The sequence below is a fragment of the Limnohabitans sp. MORI2 genome, from assembly GCF_027925025.1.
GTDB lineage: Bacteria > Pseudomonadota > Gammaproteobacteria > Burkholderiales > Burkholderiaceae_C > Limnohabitans.
The window spans coordinates 893,096-910,229 of the sequence record NZ_AP027058.1 but is presented as its reverse complement, the minus strand read 5'-3'; the positions used below and the strand labels follow the sequence as shown (position 1 = coordinate 910,229).

At 45.9% G+C, this 17,134-nt stretch carries 19 protein-coding genes and 1 tRNA gene; 9 read left to right on the top strand and 11 right to left on the bottom strand.

Annotation, left to right across the window (positions count from 1 at the left end; translation table 11 throughout):
• Positions 1-24 precede the first annotated feature (24 nt).
• The 3 genes from QMG27_RS04640 to QMG27_RS04630 are packed head-to-tail and all read left to right on the top strand — an operon-like array spanning position 25 to position 2,359.
• Entirely contained in the window at positions 25-1,299 is a 1,275-nt protein-coding gene (locus QMG27_RS04640) for a FecR domain-containing protein (RefSeq protein ID WP_281813706.1), read from the top strand.
• The gene (locus QMG27_RS04635; RefSeq protein ID WP_281813704.1) at positions 1,296-1,895 is read left to right on the top strand and encodes a CHASE2 domain-containing protein; all 600 of its coding nucleotides are present in this window, start codon (positions 1,296-1,298) and stop codon (positions 1,893-1,895) included. Before QMG27_RS04640 ends, QMG27_RS04635 begins: the two co-directional genes overlap by 4 nt.
• A complete protein-coding gene (locus QMG27_RS04630; RefSeq protein ID WP_281813702.1) occupies positions 1,892-2,359 on the top strand; it encodes a hypothetical protein in 468 nt (155 codons plus the stop codon). Before QMG27_RS04635 ends, QMG27_RS04630 begins: the two co-directional genes overlap by 4 nt.
• A 5-nt stretch (positions 2,360-2,364) precedes the next feature.
• On the opposite strand, the gene QMG27_RS04625 is transcribed toward QMG27_RS04630, so the two are convergent.
• A complete protein-coding gene (locus QMG27_RS04625; RefSeq protein ID WP_281813700.1) occupies positions 2,365-3,759 on the bottom strand; it encodes an EAL domain-containing protein in 1,395 nt (464 codons plus the stop codon).
• 160 nt (positions 3,760-3,919) lie between these two features.
• Positions 3,920-4,930 carry a S8 family serine peptidase gene (locus QMG27_RS04620; protein ID WP_281813697.1) on the bottom strand — a complete coding sequence of 337 codons (1,011 nt, stop codon included), beginning with the start codon at positions 4,928-4,930 and terminating at the stop codon, positions 3,920-3,922.
• Positions 4,931-5,299: 369 nt separating this feature from the next.
• Here QMG27_RS04620 and QMG27_RS04615 point away from each other — a divergent pair, with 369 nt between their 5' ends.
• A complete protein-coding gene (locus tag QMG27_RS04615; protein WP_281813694.1) occupies positions 5,300-5,470 on the top strand; it encodes a hypothetical protein in 171 nt (56 codons plus the stop codon).
• A 270-nt stretch (positions 5,471-5,740) separates the two neighbouring features.
• On the opposite strand, the gene QMG27_RS04610 is transcribed toward QMG27_RS04615, so the two are convergent.
• Entirely contained in the window at positions 5,741-5,902 is a 162-nt protein-coding gene (locus QMG27_RS04610) for a hypothetical protein (RefSeq protein WP_281813692.1), read from the bottom strand.
• Positions 5,903-6,182: 280 nt separating this feature from the next.
• On the opposite strand from QMG27_RS04610, the gene QMG27_RS04605 reads away from it, so the two are divergent.
• The 5 genes from QMG27_RS04605 to QMG27_RS04585 all read left to right on the top strand — a co-directional run bounded on the left by QMG27_RS04605 (position 6,183) and on the right by QMG27_RS04585 (position 10,497).
• A complete protein-coding gene (locus QMG27_RS04605) occupies positions 6,183-6,608 on the top strand; it encodes a hypothetical protein (protein WP_281813689.1) in 426 nt (141 codons plus the stop codon).
• Between the two features lie 169 nt (positions 6,609-6,777).
• A complete protein-coding gene (locus QMG27_RS04600) occupies positions 6,778-8,343 on the top strand; it encodes a recombinase family protein (RefSeq protein WP_281814529.1) in 1,566 nt (521 codons plus the stop codon).
• A complete protein-coding gene (locus QMG27_RS04595) occupies positions 8,340-9,245 on the top strand; it encodes a ParB/RepB/Spo0J family partition protein (RefSeq protein ID WP_281813686.1) in 906 nt (301 codons plus the stop codon). Before QMG27_RS04600 ends, QMG27_RS04595 begins: the two co-directional genes overlap by 4 nt.
• Positions 9,242-10,123 (top strand): plasmid partitioning protein RepB C-terminal domain-containing protein, encoded by an 882-nt coding sequence (locus QMG27_RS04590; protein ID WP_281813684.1) that lies wholly within the window; start codon positions 9,242-9,244, stop codon positions 10,121-10,123. The genes QMG27_RS04595 and QMG27_RS04590 overlap by 4 nt, the downstream gene beginning before the upstream one ends.
• Entirely contained in the window at positions 10,120-10,497 is a 378-nt protein-coding gene (locus QMG27_RS04585) for a hypothetical protein (RefSeq protein WP_281813682.1), read from the top strand. The genes QMG27_RS04590 and QMG27_RS04585 overlap by 4 nt, the downstream gene beginning before the upstream one ends.
• A 73-nt stretch (positions 10,498-10,570) precedes the next feature.
• On the opposite strand, the gene QMG27_RS04580 is transcribed toward QMG27_RS04585, so the two are convergent.
• The 8 genes from QMG27_RS04580 to QMG27_RS04545 form a co-directional block, all read right to left on the bottom strand.
• Entirely contained in the window at positions 10,571-11,284 is a 714-nt protein-coding gene (locus QMG27_RS04580; protein WP_281813679.1) for a hypothetical protein, read from the bottom strand.
• 75 nt (positions 11,285-11,359) lie between these two features.
• On the bottom strand, positions 11,360-11,614 hold the full coding sequence (locus tag QMG27_RS04575) for a hypothetical protein (protein WP_281813676.1): 255 nt from the start codon (positions 11,612-11,614) through the stop codon (positions 11,360-11,362).
• A complete protein-coding gene (locus tag QMG27_RS04570) occupies positions 11,611-12,249 on the bottom strand; it encodes a hypothetical protein (RefSeq protein WP_281813674.1) in 639 nt (212 codons plus the stop codon). The genes QMG27_RS04575 and QMG27_RS04570 overlap by 4 nt, the downstream gene beginning before the upstream one ends.
• Positions 12,246-13,658, bottom strand: a complete 1,413-nt coding sequence (locus tag QMG27_RS04565) for a VapE domain-containing protein (protein WP_281813671.1) — start codon at positions 13,656-13,658, stop codon at positions 12,246-12,248. Before QMG27_RS04565 ends, QMG27_RS04570 begins: the two co-directional genes overlap by 4 nt.
• Positions 13,655-14,758 carry a hypothetical protein gene (locus QMG27_RS04560; protein ID WP_281813668.1) on the bottom strand — a complete coding sequence of 368 codons (1,104 nt, stop codon included), beginning with the start codon at positions 14,756-14,758 and terminating at the stop codon, positions 13,655-13,657. The genes QMG27_RS04565 and QMG27_RS04560 overlap by 4 nt, the downstream gene beginning before the upstream one ends.
• A gap of 252 nt (positions 14,759-15,010) precedes the next feature.
• Positions 15,011-15,508 carry a hypothetical protein gene (locus QMG27_RS04555; RefSeq protein WP_281813666.1) on the bottom strand — a complete coding sequence of 166 codons (498 nt, stop codon included), beginning with the start codon at positions 15,506-15,508 and terminating at the stop codon, positions 15,011-15,013.
• Positions 15,505-16,722: an integrase arm-type DNA-binding domain-containing protein gene (locus QMG27_RS04550; RefSeq protein ID WP_281813664.1), complete on the bottom strand. Its 1,218-nt coding sequence runs from the start codon at positions 16,720-16,722 to the stop codon at positions 15,505-15,507. The genes QMG27_RS04555 and QMG27_RS04550 overlap by 4 nt, the downstream gene beginning before the upstream one ends.
• 308 nt (positions 16,723-17,030) lie before the next feature.
• Positions 17,031-17,123: transfer RNA gene (locus QMG27_RS04545), tRNA-Ser, on the bottom strand.
• Positions 17,124-17,134 lie beyond the last annotated feature (11 nt).

The following is a 17,134-nucleotide window of genomic DNA, read 5'->3' as shown; positions in this document are numbered from 1 at the left end:
CTTTGTTTTTTATGCATCCCAACATTGAGCCAAGCATCTGATGCTGAGAAAGGATTACCGCTAATTTTTTACAAAATTAAGCGCGGCGATACGCTCATTAAACTTTCAAGAAAATACCTGAAGCAATCTACTGATCTTGAATTCATTCGCAGCTTAAACCACTTACGAAACATCAACTTACTTCCCGAAGGGGAAGTACTAAAAATTCCTAGAAGTGCGGTCAAACAAAGCCCATCGCAAGCCACCGTGATTGCACTCAATTGCGCTCAGTCGATTCGTGCCGGAGTACCCCCAAAACAGATTCAAATTGGCAGCATCCTTAGGGAAGGTGCAATCATTGACATTCCCGCTGAATGTCATTCAGCGATGCAACTCGAAGATGGTTCAACACTTCGACTACCCTCCAGTGCTGCCATCAAAATTGCCATTCTCAGAAAAAATGCGATCGAAACAACCCCTGAAGTTCAATTAGATCTCATCAAAGGCAGGGTAGAACTCGATGTTTTCAAAGGACGAGCACAAACAACCCCTTTCGAAGTTCGAACCCCGCTATCGATGACTGGCGTGAGAGGAACCGAATTTCGCGTTGGATATGAAACAACCGAACAAACTGGACAAGTCGAAGTACTGGCAGGCGTTGTGAGCGCTAAAGGGCAGAACGACGATGAGGCGAAACCTGTCAGCAAAGGACAGGGGATAACCTTTGACAACTCAGGCAAAGCGTTACCAGTTGAAAACCTTTTAGATGCACCTGAATTTAAAAAGGCAGAACGCATTAACGCAAACGAGGAGATTTACGACCTTCAATTCACCCCTGTGCAACTGGCAAATCATTACACAATCACAAGCGGACAGCATGTCAACCTGCTTGGTGAGCGCTTACAGAAAGCAGCGCAGATCACACAGATTAAAACCCCACCTCTGAACAAAGATGCTTTTTTTTATCAACTAGCATCCGTTTCAAAAGCTGGGCTCATGGGGCCTTTGCAACAGTACGGATTTTGCTTCACGGTGAATGAAGTGAAATCAGCACGCTGTAGAGCAACATTTAACACGCCCAAAACCGAAGGCACAACGATCACGTTTTCCTTGATTCGTCACGCTCAAAGCGGTACACAAGAACTCGTATCAACCAAGAAGCTTCAGTCGCACAATGGTCAATTCACCATCGAAGGACTACCCTCGGGTCGCTACACCTGGACCATGTCATACACAACAATGCGTGAAGGACTCAATCCCGCCCTGACTAAGCAATCAGGGGCCTTTGACCTCTTCACACTGACAGCTTCCACACCTTGAAAGATCATAAACAACGCAAGAGACGCTTGCACATCGAGTGGCGAGCCACTGCACTCATTGCGGTAGTGCTGCTCGCCTCGTTGATTTTTTTTGGGGTTACACAGCCATTAAGTAACGTGCTGTATGACCACCTGATGCGGCTTCAAGGATTCCGTCCAACTCACAACATCGTGATCATTGCAGTCGACGATCAATCACTTGAAGAACTCGGAGGTTGGCCTCTTGCGCGCAACAAATACACCCAACTATTAGATCAACTTGACGACGCTTGCTGCCGTCCTAAATCGATTGGATTCGACCTGTTATTTCTTGACGCAACAAGAGATGATGAGGAACTGGCGGTAGCACTTAAAAAGCATCGAAGCGTCTTACCAATTGCATTTCAACCTTCAGAGCACGCGCCCATGGAATGGCGTCCGACGCCACCAGTATCTCCACTGGCTGAGGCCGCCACACTCTCTCATAACCCTGACAAAAAACCATCAGACTTATTCAAGGAATTACCAAAATTTTTACGCCAAGTTGCACCGCATGAAAAGTGCGCAGAGTGCTTACCCAAAGGACTGGCGGCCAATGCCGGCATAGCACGGCCGTGAAGCGCATCCTAGTTTTCTCTGTTGCTTTGGGGTACATGTCTTGTTGGGCGCAACCGGTCTGGCATTGCTCACGAAACGGCCAAGAGACAGCACAAAACAACGCTGTTGTGACCAAAGAAAATGATTTTTCAATTGCCACAATCAACGCATCCACGAATGTGATTGGTGTATCGATCAATGATTTGATTGATATTTACTCAGGGGTCCCAGTTCGTGTTAGCGGCATTCCCTTATCGGCCTGTTTTTCGCTCAGTGACAGAGCGATGACAGCGGCAGCACTAACCTCTCTCGGATTGCAAACCACAACCATTCAAGCATTAGCTCGTAAAAGCTCCATCATTCAAAGCAATCTTTACCCTGTCGAGAATGAACTTCAAATGGCCAAATGCATCACGCAACATTTTCCGGCCGTAGGTTATTTGCAGACCCCAACCAATACTGATGACATCCAACCTTGTTTCTAAATGAGCTATCGGGTTGTTGTGGCTAGACCGTGTAAATCAAGTGCGGTCGACTGCGCAAAAGAGCCATTTGAAGTTTGAAACGAGCGAGTTTTTAGAAATGCATCGAAGTCTTTAGCCGAAAGCGGCGGATTAAAAAATGGCCCTTGCCCTAAGTTGCATCCCATTCTCTGGAGCGCATCTTTTTGATCTTTTTGTTCAATTCCACTCGCAGTGACCTGCAAATCACTCGCGACTGCGCTAGAGATGAGTGATTGAACAAAAAAGGCGATGGTTTCATCACATGCGATTCGCCTGATCAATTTTCTATCCAATTTCACCTTGTTAACAACTGATAGATTCAACAGCTCTTGTGCGATATTCAATAGTCCAAAATCTTTGATCGTTATGCTCAAGCCTTGCGCTGAAAACGCATCCAAACTTTGATCAACTGGCCTTGTCTTGCTATTGATGACAGATTCACGAACCTCCAACTCCAAGAGTTGATGGGGATATTGTGTTTGCGCACAAATCATCCGAACTCTCTGCGCAAACTCCAAGTCACTGAATTGAGCGGCGCTGAGATGAATCGCTAACACCAATGGCCCATATTGCTGTTGCCATTCTGCTGCTTGCTTACAAGCCGTCGTGAGCAACCACTCATCAAAAGAAAAGCAGACATCATGCAACTTGGCCATTGCAACAAAATCAGCAGGGGAAATATGGAATGTTTGACCTGATGGATGCCTCCAAGCGACCACTGCCTCCATGCCAAAGAGGCCTCCATCACTCATTCTCTGTATTGGCTGAAATTCAACACTGATATCCGCATCGCTCATTGCCGTACTTATTGCGGTGTTCAGATTGAAGACCTCTCCATTGCCTCCTGATCCATCGCCCTTTTTGATGACTTCAAAGCGAAGCTTGAGTCGCAGTTGTTTGACCATGACAAAAACGACACTGGGTAGGATCAATAAAAGACCAACCCAAGTCATGATGCGCAGATAGGTGGGCCACAAATTAACGGCGATGTGCAAGTTTGCAATGATCAAACTGTCAAACGTAAGTGGCGCCATCACATGAAGTTGCCCATCATCAACGCCTGCCAGCTCAAACGATGCGCCCGAAAGATCGGTTGATTCGCCAGAACGAGCGTAGCTAGCGATTGACGCACCTTGTGCACTAATTAACTCTGCAGATTGAACCCCGGGATGGGTCTCCAAGGCCTTCAATAAGGCACCGACTTGCTCCGTATCATTAGCGAGCAACGCGGGCAGTAAGCTTTGAGCAACTGAATGGACCAATGCCTCATTGTCTTCAATGATGGCGTGACGAATCGCACCGAATAAAAGCACAAAGGCGATAACCAACGCACCAGCAATACCAGATACAGCAACTATTGACTTAACAATCGTTTTGTTCATAAATCCTCCAAACCAATCGATTTCGATGAATTCTAGAAATCAATTTGTAAGAACAATGATAAATCTTGTTAAGTCAAACCGACCTAAAAGAATACCTTATGCTACATTAAAGTTCGCATTTATTCAAACAAGTTCTTGGAGAATTGTTGGTTTTTAGAAACTAACGTGCAGAAACAGAAAGCGTCGTCATTGTTATGCCCTTGGGCGAGCATTCTGGACACTTGTCAGTAGGATTGACTGGACGGGTGTACTTTGGCAATTCGCTCAGAAACTGTACAGGTGACATATCTGGGCGTTGAGACAGAATCAAAGATAAGAACCCAGACACCAAAGGTGCAGCATAGCTTGTGCCTATCGCGCGTGCAGCCGCCAAGGGTGTCTCATCTCCTTTAAAGTCAACATCGTAGGACGCCACTTTCAATTTATTAATGTGCCAAGGTGCGTTACCTCTTAAGTCCTTACCGCCGCCAGGAGCGTAAATCACTGTACGCGCATCTAAGGCTGAGTAGTTTTCGATATTGTTTTCGGCGTCCACAGCACCAACTGAGATGACTCCTTCACAGTTGGAAGGCTCTGCCAATTTTTTCCCGAATGTATTACCCACTGCAGCAACGACAAAAATGTTCTTTTGAGCTAATCGGCTGATCAAACCTTGCAAATCAGCGCCGCAAACAGTCTTACCACCAGAAAAACTCAAATTGATAATGCGTGCAGGATAAGGGTTAGCAGGAACCCCAGCGACCGGCAAGCCACCAGCCCACGCCATAGCATCTAATAAGTCAGCTCGTGTCATTGCACATGAGCCAAACAAGCGAATTGGCAGAATCTTGGCTGCGGGATTCACACCAATCACACCATCACGACCATTACCTGCGATTAAGCTGGCCACCTCAGTACCGTGTGTACGATAAGTACCAGATACCACACGCTCGCCGCATTTAGCATCACGGGCGTCAGGGCCGAAATCTGTAGAACGCCCACCTTTTAAATTATTTGGCGACGACATCATGTCATAACCAGGCAGTAGTCGGCCAGACAAACTAGGATGATTTGGCAACACGCCACCATCGATCACAGCCACAACCACTTCATATGGGCCAGGTTTGGTACCAGCTGTATTAATGGCAGCAGGAGCCGCTGCGCTGTTGAGTGAACCCAAATGCCAAGGCATGTCTTGCGCTTGAGCAGTCGCTGCAGCCAACAACAAGCCGAGGCATGAAACACATTGACGGGTGATGCGTGCAGCTGAGAACACAGGTAATTGACCTTATCTAACAACATCCAGCAAAATTGCTTTTGTTGCACGAATGTTAGATTTATCAATTTAAACCTGCAATTCCATCAATATGACTACTTTACAAAAATCAACTGTCCATTTGTTAACTGAGTAGCAGCCAAATGAATCACTAAGATTTCGAATTTATCAAATTATCAAATTTAAACTTACAAAGAAAGTGATTACTTTTTAAGTCTTACACATAATTAGATCAACCTTAACTAACTTTTCATCATCAAACCGATCAAGCATTACCATCACCGAATGAAGAAACTACCGCATATTGGGCTGAGCAAACTCGTTCCCTATGGTCTGACATTGACAGCACTGGGCTTTTTTCTCATGCAAACAGATGTTTTCATGCACATTGGCGCAATTTTTTTTCCGCTTGGACTACTGCCCTTTGCCATCACTCATGCAAAAAACAAAGACTGAAAAAAAACCCTGTGACACGATGCATCACAGGGTTTTAGGGTTTGGCGGAACGGAGGGATTCACATCATCCGTCACAGCTCAACAACTAAGACAACCTTGGCAAATTTCCTTCAACTCGTTACCCGAATTGATACCCGCAAACACTTATGAAGCACTTTCGGGACTTTGAGTTTATATCAGCTACATCAATCAAGAATCATAAGGTCTAGCAAAACCGTAAGCGCACAAAGACAAACGGCCCCTAAGGGCCGAATGTAAAGGTTAACTTCGTTACTCCCCCACTGCAGCAACAAGAAACCGAGAAGCACTGAAGTTTGGGTTGCATGCAGCTAGTCCAGTAACCAATGACTCAGCCAGAATTTGGCGCAACTCTCGGTCTGGGATGTTGTTGCGAATTGCTTGTGCGATCAAGATGAAGTGTTTACGGCTCATAGTCAACTCCTGTTAGTGATACATACAGCCGGCACGGTGTGAATGCTGGCTCACTACAGGTATTGACGCGACATCATTGGGGTATGGGGGTACGGGGTGGACCAAATGAAAAAGCCCCCCTTGGGGTACTTAGCTATCGCTCGTATCGCAAGGTTACTTTTTTTAGCTACGTGTGTATGTTTGCCACACAAAGCACTTACAAAAGATATTTAACGATTCTTAACACACTTGGAGTGCAATAGATGATTTCATTTGTCTCTTCGCTACACGGAGAATTTAGATGAACACAAAGAAATGCATCAACTGCGGAAAAACCTTTAAGCCAGTTCCGCAAGCGCCCAAACAAACCTACTGCGCAGCTACGACATGCCAAAAAGAACGTCGCAAGAAGTGGCAAAAAAACAAACTTCAGACTGATCCGGACTATAAAAAAAACCAAGCGTCAGCACAAAAAGCCTGGGCGAATCGGAATCGAGATTACTGGCGAAAGTACAGAGAATCGGAAAAAAATCAAGGAAAACAAACTCTCAAAGATAATAGTACGCATAACGATCATTTCATAAAGATGGACTTGTCATCTAGCTGGCTTCCATTTGCAAATGGTCTATTCAAGCTTAAACTCATTGCCAATAACAATAGCGCAAAGATAGACTCGTGGATTATCGAAATAACCAGATATGAAGAGGCTTTCAACACAAATGTCTAAGTCGTAAAGAGATGACTTAATAGCCAATCATCGTTTGAAGGGCTACCGTATGCGTTAACAGCTTTTTACCGCAACCCACCACGACACCAAATTTATTGGCTTATATCGTATGAAGTTGATGTGAATTCAAAAGCAAAAAAATATTTACCAAGCTGAAACGATGAACACAATGCAGTATGACATCTCTTCAAACAACGAAGCAACTCGAAAATCAACTTTTCAAGCCGTTAGATATGTGCGTATGTCGACGGAGCATCAGCAATATTCGACCGAAAACCAAGCAGAGAAAATTAATGAATACGCAAATAAACGCGGAATAGAAATCATAAGAACCTATGCCGATGAGGGTAAGAGCGGGCTTAGGATAGAAGGCAGACAAAGCCTGCAAGAGCTAATTAAATTAGTGGAATCTGGTAACGCAGATTTTCAAATAATTTTAGTTTACGATATCAGTCGCTGGGGTCGCTTTCAGGATGCAGATGAAAGCGCATATTACGAATATATTTGCCGTCGAAAAGGCATTCAAGTAGCTTACTGTGCAGAACAATTTGAAAACGATGGATCCCCTGTATCCACCATAGTTAAAGGTGTTAAACGTGCAATGGCTGGTGAATACAGCCGTGAATTATCAACTAAAGTGTTCGCAGGTCAATGCAGACTCATTGAAATGGGCTATCGACAAGGAGGGCAAGCTGGGTATGGTTTGCGGCGAGTATTAATTGATCAAAATGGATCAATAAAAGGCGAGCTGAATCGCGGTGAGCATAAGCATCTGCAAACTGATCGGGTAATATTAATGCCTGGACCAGATGAAGAAATAAAAATCGTTAATCAAATCTACGAATGGTTCATCAACGATGGAATCCTTGAAACAGAAATTGCTAATCGACTCAATACCTTAGGAATAAGAACAGATTTAAATAGACGTTGGACCAGGTCTACAGTTCATCAAGTTCTAACAAACGAAAAATACATCGGAAATAATGTATACAACCGAATATCTTACAAGTTAAAAAAACTTCGGATTATCAACACACCGCAAATGTGGATTAAAAAGGATTCTGCATTTGAAGCAATTGTTTCCACTGAATCTTTTTACACAGTACAAGGAATTATCCGAGCACGTGCGCACAGGTTTAGCAATGATGAATTGATTGAAAAACTTCGAATGCTTTATCAGAAGCGTGGATACTTATCCGGCATCGTAATCGATGAGACTGAAGATATGCCCTCTTCATCTGCTTATATACAAAGATTCGGCAGTCTTATTCGTGCATATAAGGCTGTAGGCTTCACGCCTGATAGGGATTATCGATACTTAGAAGTAAACCGCTACCTTAGGCAAATGCACCCTCAAATAGTTAATGAAACTGAAAATAGAATCAACGAAATTGGCGGCTATACACAAAGAGATAATTGCACAGAAATAATTACTGTAAATAAAGAATTTACAGTTTCAATTGTTCTTGCACGTTGTCAGTCTATTGCAACAGGAAAGCTTCGGTGGAAGATTAGATTTGACACAGGGCTACAACCAGATATTACTATAGCCATAAGATTGAACGAAAGTAACGAAAGTCCTTTGGACTACTACCTTTTACCGAGGCTTGACTTTAGTTTGCAAGGCATCAGTCTTGCCGAGCGCAATAGTGTTGAGTTTGAAAGCTACCGTTATGAGAGCCTTGAATATCTTTATGGTATGGCAGAGAGAACCCTCATTAGGAGAGCAGCATGAACAAGACGCCACACAAAAGCGAGCTCAAGTTAATTCCTATAGATTTAATTGAGGTCCTAAATCCAAGGGAAAGAAATAATAAAATTTTCGATGAAATCGTGGAGAACATAAAAGCTATTGGCTTAAAAAAACCAATTACGGTAACTTCACGACCAAGTGAGAACGGCGAAGAACGCTACTTACTTGTTTGTGGTGAAGGAAGAATGAAAGCATTTAAGGCGCTGGGTGAAAAGAATATTCCAGCCATACTTGTAAACGTCAATGATGATGATGCTTTCATCATGAGCCTAGCAGAAAACATCGCAAGAAGAAACTGTCGAGCAGTTGAAATGCTCGCAGGTATACAGCGTTTACGAGATCAAGGATATAACAAATCTACTATCGCGGAGAAAACTGGACTTAGTACTGATTATATCCAAGGGATCCTTCAACTGCTTGGAAATAAGGAGGATCGTCTTTTGACAGCGGTAGAAGCCGGAAAAATACCTTTATACGTAGCTCTAGCAATAAATCGTGCGGGGAATGACGATAAAGAAATTCAGACTGCACTTCAAGAAGCTTACGAAACAGGAAAATTAAAAGGTAAACAGCTAATCAATGCAAAGAGATTAGTAGAGAAACGGCAAACATTGGGGAAAACTCTTGGTTATAGAGTTAAAACGAAACGCGACACAGGAGTTACGTCCTCCAGCTTGGTTCGAAGTTACCAGCGTGAAGTAGATAGACAAAAATTACTTGTAAAAAAATCAAACTTTACGCAACAAAAACTCATGTTCGTCATTGGAGCATTGCGCTCACTATTAGCTGAAGAGGAGTTTTCTACCCTTATGCGCGCAGAGGGACTAGATACACTTCCTACCTATTTAGCAGAACGCGTGTGGCCCTCAGGAGATCAGATATGAGTAATGTTTCTCTTGGTTTTATACCTGAGCCAGTATTGGTTAAATTTGAAAAAATACTCCCCTCCAGAAAGCTACCCGAGAACATTAACGTTTCGAGAAAATACAAGCAGGTACTCGAATCGATTCGAGCAATTGGCTTAATTGAGCCTTTGACAATTTGCTCAGCAACAACTGACTCGGGAATGCACATATTACTTGATGGACATACCCGCCTTCACGCTATGCGAACACTTGGCCTCTCCGAATCACAATGTTTAATTGCAACAGACGACGAAACCTACACTTATAACAACAGAGTAAATCGACTTTCAACTGTTCAAGAGCATTTAATGATTAAGCGAGCCATTAATCGCGGAGTTTCTCCTGAAAAGCTGGCAAAGAGTCTTAATATTGACCTCGGAAACATTATGCGAAAAGTTAGGTTGCTTGATGGCGTATGCACAGAGGCAGCCGATTTACTGAGAGATCAAATATTTTCAATAAAGATAGGTGGAATTCTTAAAAAAATGAAACCTACTAGACAGATTGAATGTGTAGAATTAATGCTTTCCGCCAACAATATTACAGTGACTTATGCTGAAGCGCTTCTAGCAGCATCACCCGCTTCATTGCTTACCAATGAGTTTGCACCGAAGAAAGTCCGAGGAGTAAGTGCGGAACAAATGAACAAGATGGAGCGGGAAATGGGTAATCTTCAAGAGCAGTACAAACTGGTAGAAGACTCATACGGACAAGATGTATTGAATCTTGTTCTTGCGAAAGGTTTTTTAATAAAGATGCTCGATAATCCAACAATTTCCAGATACATTAAACAATTTCAACCAGATGTTTATACTGAATTTTCAAACATTGTAAACAACACCTCCTTAGAAAAATGACAGATATTAATCAGCAAATTAATGCCTACCAAGCCACAAAGAAACTTGCGTTAGAGTTGATTAATTCAGATTCACTGAAAAAACAGACATCCATCCTTCTTGATGAACTTCTACCTCCACTTGCTGCAGACATAGAAAACGATTTGCACGAAAAAGGCGCCAGGTTACTTTATACACTCAAGGTACAGCGCCACAAACCAATAGTTCATATACTTTTAAAAACAAGAAACCATCTTCATGAACGTCTAATTTTTTTTGATTCAAAAAATCAGATGTTTATTCTTAATGATGAACTAGAAAGATTTTCATCTAATAATGCAATGAATATCACATTGATATTAAAAAACATTCTGATTAATATTAAGGATCACTAAAAATGAATAATGAATTTCCGTTGAAAATTAATCCATACTCAACGCTTCGCCACCAAACTGAAATGTCAAATTTTTAATTAACAACAGGCTTAAGCTTCTTTTGATATCTGTAGTAATGACAAGTAACGACTTCCATTCCCTCGGGATGAATTTCCCCGACCGAAGAGTTTCTTTCTTCTTGTAACACGTAAATCGTAACTGCAGCAGGGATGTTCTCCTCACTGAAATCGTAATCAAGGGCTTTCTCGCACTCTTTGAACTCACCCAACTCACGATATATTTCTGCACGAATCAAGCGACTTGGCTCATCCGTTTCGATGACAAGTTGAAGTAGGCTTCTAAGATTAGTTTGCTCATCCGCGCTGAGTGCGATTGAAGTCTGACTTCGTCGTCGAGGATCATTCATCAGCCTCCAGTACATGGTGCGCAGATATGCCTCTTGATCTTTTGAGAACTCACCTTTTCTTACCGCCATCAAGTAATCATCTGCTTCCAGCTTCTCAATGAATGGAAGAGCATCAAAGGAGTTGTCGTATTCCGGCCGCGGAACACTAAAACCCCTAGGCCCGGGAATCTCACCGACCTCCTCCAAACTTGAAAGCCAAAGCAAGGAGTGGCAATAAGGACAACGCACAGCACTAGGCGGCAAGGGAAGCATGGACGCATCAACTCTTCCATCTGTCCAGTATCGAGCACCAAAGTTGCTACCCGAAGCAATCGTCCGCTCCTTCATAAACCCCGCACAGTGACTGCATTTTTTGATTAAGGTTGGTCCGGGTGTTGTCAATTCATTCTCCGCCTGATGAAGTAGAGCGCTACCATGATTCAAATTCAGCAACTAGTTCACCTGGTGGGGTGATTGTTAGATAGACGGAAGTTTTTCACATGGATCAACTCCTGTAACAGTGGCCATACCGCCATATGACTCTCGCAGTCGAGCTGCGTGATTTTTTAACTGATCGGCACTAGGGGGGCCACCGTATTGAGGCGATGAATCGTGATACCAGCCACAAGCAATTTCAAGTTCTATAGCCACATCATTTACAACCGCCATGTAATTTGCCAATTGATCCAGTTGATGTTGGATTCCCACTTTTTGTTTGGTGCGAGTTTTCACAATGTTTCCTTTACCCAGTAACGTTTGTTGCGCCCTGCTGCTGTCCAGTCGCGTTTTTGTTTGAAGCCACAGCGTCTGAGGGCTTCGCCTGTGTACCTGACTGATGCGTGGTCACGATATCGGCCTTTTAGGCCTGCAAGCGTCATTACCTCGTCCATGGAAAAACAGCGCCCAAGCTGCGCCGGTGTCAAACGTTGGACCCAGTTCGTGATCTGCGTGACATAACCATCCGCGATGGGACCAGTGGCTACGTGTGTATGTGGTGTCATGGTGGTTGTGGCTGTTGCTTCACGAACGAGACGGTTAACAGACTCGCGTAGGGTCGCCCCGATCACTGGTGGCTGCAGTGGACTCATGCAAGCTTGCACAGGGTAACCAGGGTATCCAAGTTGACCACTTCTTATAAAGGGCTCGAATTCACTAGCGCTCATCTGGGGCCGCGTTCCAACAGCCTTGGTATTGCTTACGCCACTTTCTGAAAAGTGGTTACCCTGGGTTACCCTCATAGAACTCGGCAATGGGATTTCCCTCTGAAAGAGGCCGTTTTCAGGCAGGGTGACCTTCAGGGTATCCACCTCAAATTGTTTATAGCAGGTCACCCCATGGTCACCCTGATTTTGTATTTTCTCGGTCATAGCGCCTCCTGTGCCAAGGTTTTGGCTGGAACACCAAGCAAGGTAAGACCATTTGATTTACGAAGGACAGACTTGAAGTTAATAGCACCAGCTGAGCTGACGTTATCCGATTGAAGTTGACGCACGATCGTCCCAGCACGAGTGCAATCTGCACGACTAGGCTGATCCCTCCCTACCAAGATGCACACATCCGTAGCCGTTACCCACTTCACCTCGGGAAATGCTTGCCAATTCGAAGGATTCACTACAGCCCAGCTAACGCTTCCCCAATCAAAACGCGTAGCTATCTGCTCGCGGAGAGGGTCTATGCGAGTGTGATCAACGTTGGATGCATTCAACTCCGCCAAGGTGGCTTGATCAAGATGCCATCGTTCACCCTGCTCGTACATATGCAAGTACTCTGCCCAGACCTGTTGCATATCATCCGGCGAAAGGACATTACAGCGATCTACTTCCAGAACCCAGAAGCGCCTGTTCCCAGTGTCATCGACAAGAAAGCCCGTGCCATTTACCGTGCCAACAAACACAGTTCGTCGTGGGTATTCGGTATCCTTCGCCGCGTAGGGAAGACGGATAACGTCTTTACCGTTGGTCAAAAAAGCCTTGAGCATGCCGGTATGACTTCGGCTGGTGGTGCTATCGATTTCGCCGAGTTCGGAAATCAGATACCGCAAAGATGCCAAGACACTGTCTTTTTGAGCGGGGTCAAGGTGTAACCCGGTTCCGATGGCTCCGGGGACTGGGCACAAATTCCTAACCCAATAGCTCTTGCCGCAGTTTTGTGGCCCTGACAGAACCAAAGCCCCAGCTGCCGCAATGCCATTGAGTTCCATCATTGCGCCTATCACCTGCAATGACCAACAGTTCATTAGCTTTGCTCGGAGCAAAGCCTTAGTAGGCTGTACCAAGTGCAGGGTTTGATGAAACAGGTGCAAACGAGAAACCCCATCCCAAGGTTTGAGCTTGATCCAATCCAAGACTGGGTGGTAACTATTTTTCACAGCAACCGCATCTACCAGCTTGTTGAGGCCTTCACGCGCGAGCCCTGCTACGACCACATCGTCACCCAGCAGAGTCAAGGCAATGTTTTCGATGTCGTCACCTGGAATCACAACAGCATTCCGCGTTAACTCTGTACGCTTGGTCATGATGTTGAAGCGTACGACCCAACCGTACAGTCTGATCACGGCCTCAATATTTGCCGTGGTGTTATGTGGCTTGAGTTTTTTGTAATTCGTGGAGCCATCCGATTCCATGACTATGCGCACGGACCAATCTGGAAGTGCTCTCTCAAGTTCTGCACGCGTGAAGGCACGCTGATTTTGTGAACCAAAAGTTGTGTATTGCTGGGTGGCTGCAGTTCTGCTCAGGCCCAGGACGATAGGTGACTTGAAGGACGGCAACTTCATGCTGCCACCGCTTCAATGTGTTTGCATGCGCGGCACAAGTCAGGCTTGTAGCTTGCGAAATAGGCGCAGGTCGTGGGACCTGTTGTCCAGCCTTCGAGCTTTTGCAGAGTCTCGTCAGAGTCATATTTGCTGTGATGTGCACTGACTTGATGTGCGAGCTGGCTTGCCTCGTCACAAAATTTCACAATACCAAGTAGCCCTCGCCACAAAGGTTCTTCAACATTATTCTGATTACTAGGGTCTGATGCCCAAGCCACCACGTTGCAGCCTGCTTTGACAAGCTCAAAGTCAACTGAAGCCTCAACCAGCGTTGCCAAGTGCGCGGTCAAGTCATCGTTAAGCGCTACATGCTCGGCGTACTTGTTATTATGCGGCAGCTCGACGGATTGGGTAATTTCGCTGAGCGTCTTGAACAGCTGTTCGGGCACCACGAACGTTGGGACGGACTTTGTCTTAACCTCCCGCACCTCACGCCCAGGCTTGCGATTGTGGGAACCCACAGGACGCAACACCGATGACATATCAGCAGTACGCGTCGGATCGACCAGCAGTCCGGCTTCCTTGAACGCAGCTTTTAGCATCGTGGCCATCAAGTTCCACTTCCTCGGTCCTACCGTTTTAGTCAGTGGCCAGTAGCAATGGATACCGCCACCTGAGTCTACGATCATGGGGTCGGGCAGGCCCTTTTCAGCACAGAACCTACCGATAGCCTTGACAGCATCGCCTTTGGTGGCGTAACCCTTGCCCTCTGCAGCTTTCTTTTCACCGCAGTCGATATCGCACCATAGCGACTTCGCCTTGAGCAAGTTGGGCTGGCCACGGTATTTCCTTTTAGTTTCGCCATTGACTACGGCTTCGTAGCTGGCTTCTTTGTACGCAGCGCATGCGTGGTAGACAGTTAAGTTAGTTTGCTTGTCGTAGAAAGCGATGGCATCAGCCATCAGCTCCAGTGACTCATACGCCTTGTGGGCGATGCCGGACGAACCGGCACGACTCAGACCAACGAACTTGTATCCATCTTCCGGCAAGATTAATTTGAGGAAGGTGAGCGTGTCCATCATGCCCCCTTTGAGACGTTTTTTTTCTGCGATTCGATCCATTGAGTTGGATTGGCAAACCACTTGTCACACTCTGCAGCTGACCACCTAGTGAACCGGGGACCTAAGACAAGCGTTGGCTTAGGAAAGCAGTTGCGTGCCATTAGGTTGTAAACATACGACTTAGAAAAACTTCCCTTAGCCAGTAAGTCTGGTAACGCATACAGCGAAGCGCTACGGTTTGAATCATGTGATATTTTTTCGTTCATATGGGGCTCCATGAGTTGATGAAGCTCCAAAGATATTTTGGAACTTTTAAACGTCAGACTGGCGTGCCGCTTTTAAGGACCGTAATTCTTTTCTAATGGTGTCCGTCTCCACGAGTGCCAGATGCTTATAGCTTTCACTCAACTCTTTATTAACCACCTTTGCAGTGGCCCTCTTGGACTTAGCCGTGAATTCGGCCACGATTTCACCTATGGCCTTCAAACGTTTACGTTTTTCAGACGCCTGCTGAAGTTGTCGGTTGGGTACACGCCCAGCACAGGTTGTTCTCCATGAAGCAGATCGTGCGTCTTTTGACTCGTTCTTAGATGGCGCAATCAGGTCTTCATTTGTAGCGACAACCTGGGCCATCCAAGCTTTACGATCGGCCTTGGAGAACGTCTCCAATGCGTCTGCAACAATGCGTGTTTGTCGCAAGAAGTGATCATATTTTTCATCGCCGCTTTTGCAACCGCATTTGCGAGCCCCATGGGAAATGTCGCGCTCGACACGCGGCCAAATTGTTTTGTACATATCAGCGTGATTCATGCAGCACCTCGCGTAAGTTGCATAACGTTACTTCTAGCTTGCTGCTCAATAAAATCACCCCAGTCTTGCATCATGCGTGTCCTTTGGATTAGATATGTTGCGTGGTTGTACGCAGCAGAAACGGAGTTTCGTTCTTGGTGTGCCAGTTGCAGCTCAATGTGCTGATGGTCGTAGCCTTGCTCGTGCAACAGCGTCGAGGCAAGCCCACGAAAACCATGTCCAGTCATCTGCCCTGCGTACCCCATACGTTTGAGCGCGCCCAAAATGGTGTTGTTGCTCATTGGTTTGGAGTAGTCACGTTCGCTTGTGAACAAGTACTCACGATGACCTGAAATCTCTTTCAGCACCAACAGGACCTGAACAGCTTGACTGGAAAGGGGCACGACATGCGCCGTCCGCATCTTCATTCGTGACGCTGGAATATCCCAACGACCTCCTTCTAGGTCGAACTCAGACCACTTTGCATTGATCAGCTCCCCTGTACGCACAAAGGTCAGTGACATCAGCTTCATGGCCAGTCTAGTGATGGGTGACCCGTTGTAGGCTTCAATTTTTCTCAGCAAGACTGGAAACTCTTTTGGATCAAGACGAGCGTAGTTTTGCTTGCGACGTGGAGTTAGAACGTCTAATGGTTTGATATCAGTCGCTGGATTTCGGATTGCACCGCCAAGTCCATGAGCGATGGCATATCTAAACACCTGCCCAGTCGTTTGGAGCGACCGCTTAGCAATGTCAAGGGCTCCGCGAGCCTCAATCTTTTTGACCATGGCAACAAGTTCGGGGGCCTGAATCTGCGAAATGGGCCTATGACCAATGGCTGGAAAGACATCCGCTTCGAGCCGAGCCAAAACATACTCAGCGTGCCGAGCATGCTTATTGGCACTCCAATGTGGGTACCACTGTCGTGCAACGACTTCAAAGGTACTTAGGCTTGCCACCCTCTGCGCTTCTTTATCGGCCTGCTTAGCCAATATAGGGTCGACCCCCTTGGCTATGAGCTTTCTTAGTGCTTCGCGCTTTTCTCGCGCTTCAGCAAGGCTGACGTCCGGGTACTGTCCCAAAGACGCAGTTTTTTCCTTACCTAGGTGCCTGTAGCGCAGTTGCCAAAGTTTTGAACCGTTGGTCTTTACCAGCAGGTGAAGGCCCCGCTCGTCTGGCAGTTTGTAGTGGTTTGTGAATGCCTTAGCCTTTTTGGCCTGGACGTCTGTCAGCATAGTTACTCCGATTTGCGGGTAACAGCTGAGAGCACTGCGGGTATCGACCGCTTTTACCCCTTCTGTTACCCACATAAACCACCGGCTTCATGGACACGCATGCGCACCCAAGAAGACAGCAAAACAACCCCTCAGCGGTTAAGCAAAGGGAATGATTCAAACGCAGTAAGTAAGTGAAGGACTGCAGCAGGCCAGCTTTTGAGCGGGCCAAGCAGGAAAAACTCAGTAAATTCAAGCGCCCCAGAGGGGTGTGCTTTCTTTAAGAAAAAACCCCGAAGCACAGTGTGAGTCGGGGTTTCCAATGTTGCTGGCGGAAACGGAGGGATTCGAACCCTCGATGAGGCTCTACACCCCATACTCCCTTAGCAGGGGAGCACCTTCGGCCACTCGGTCACGTTTCCAGCTGGTGCGT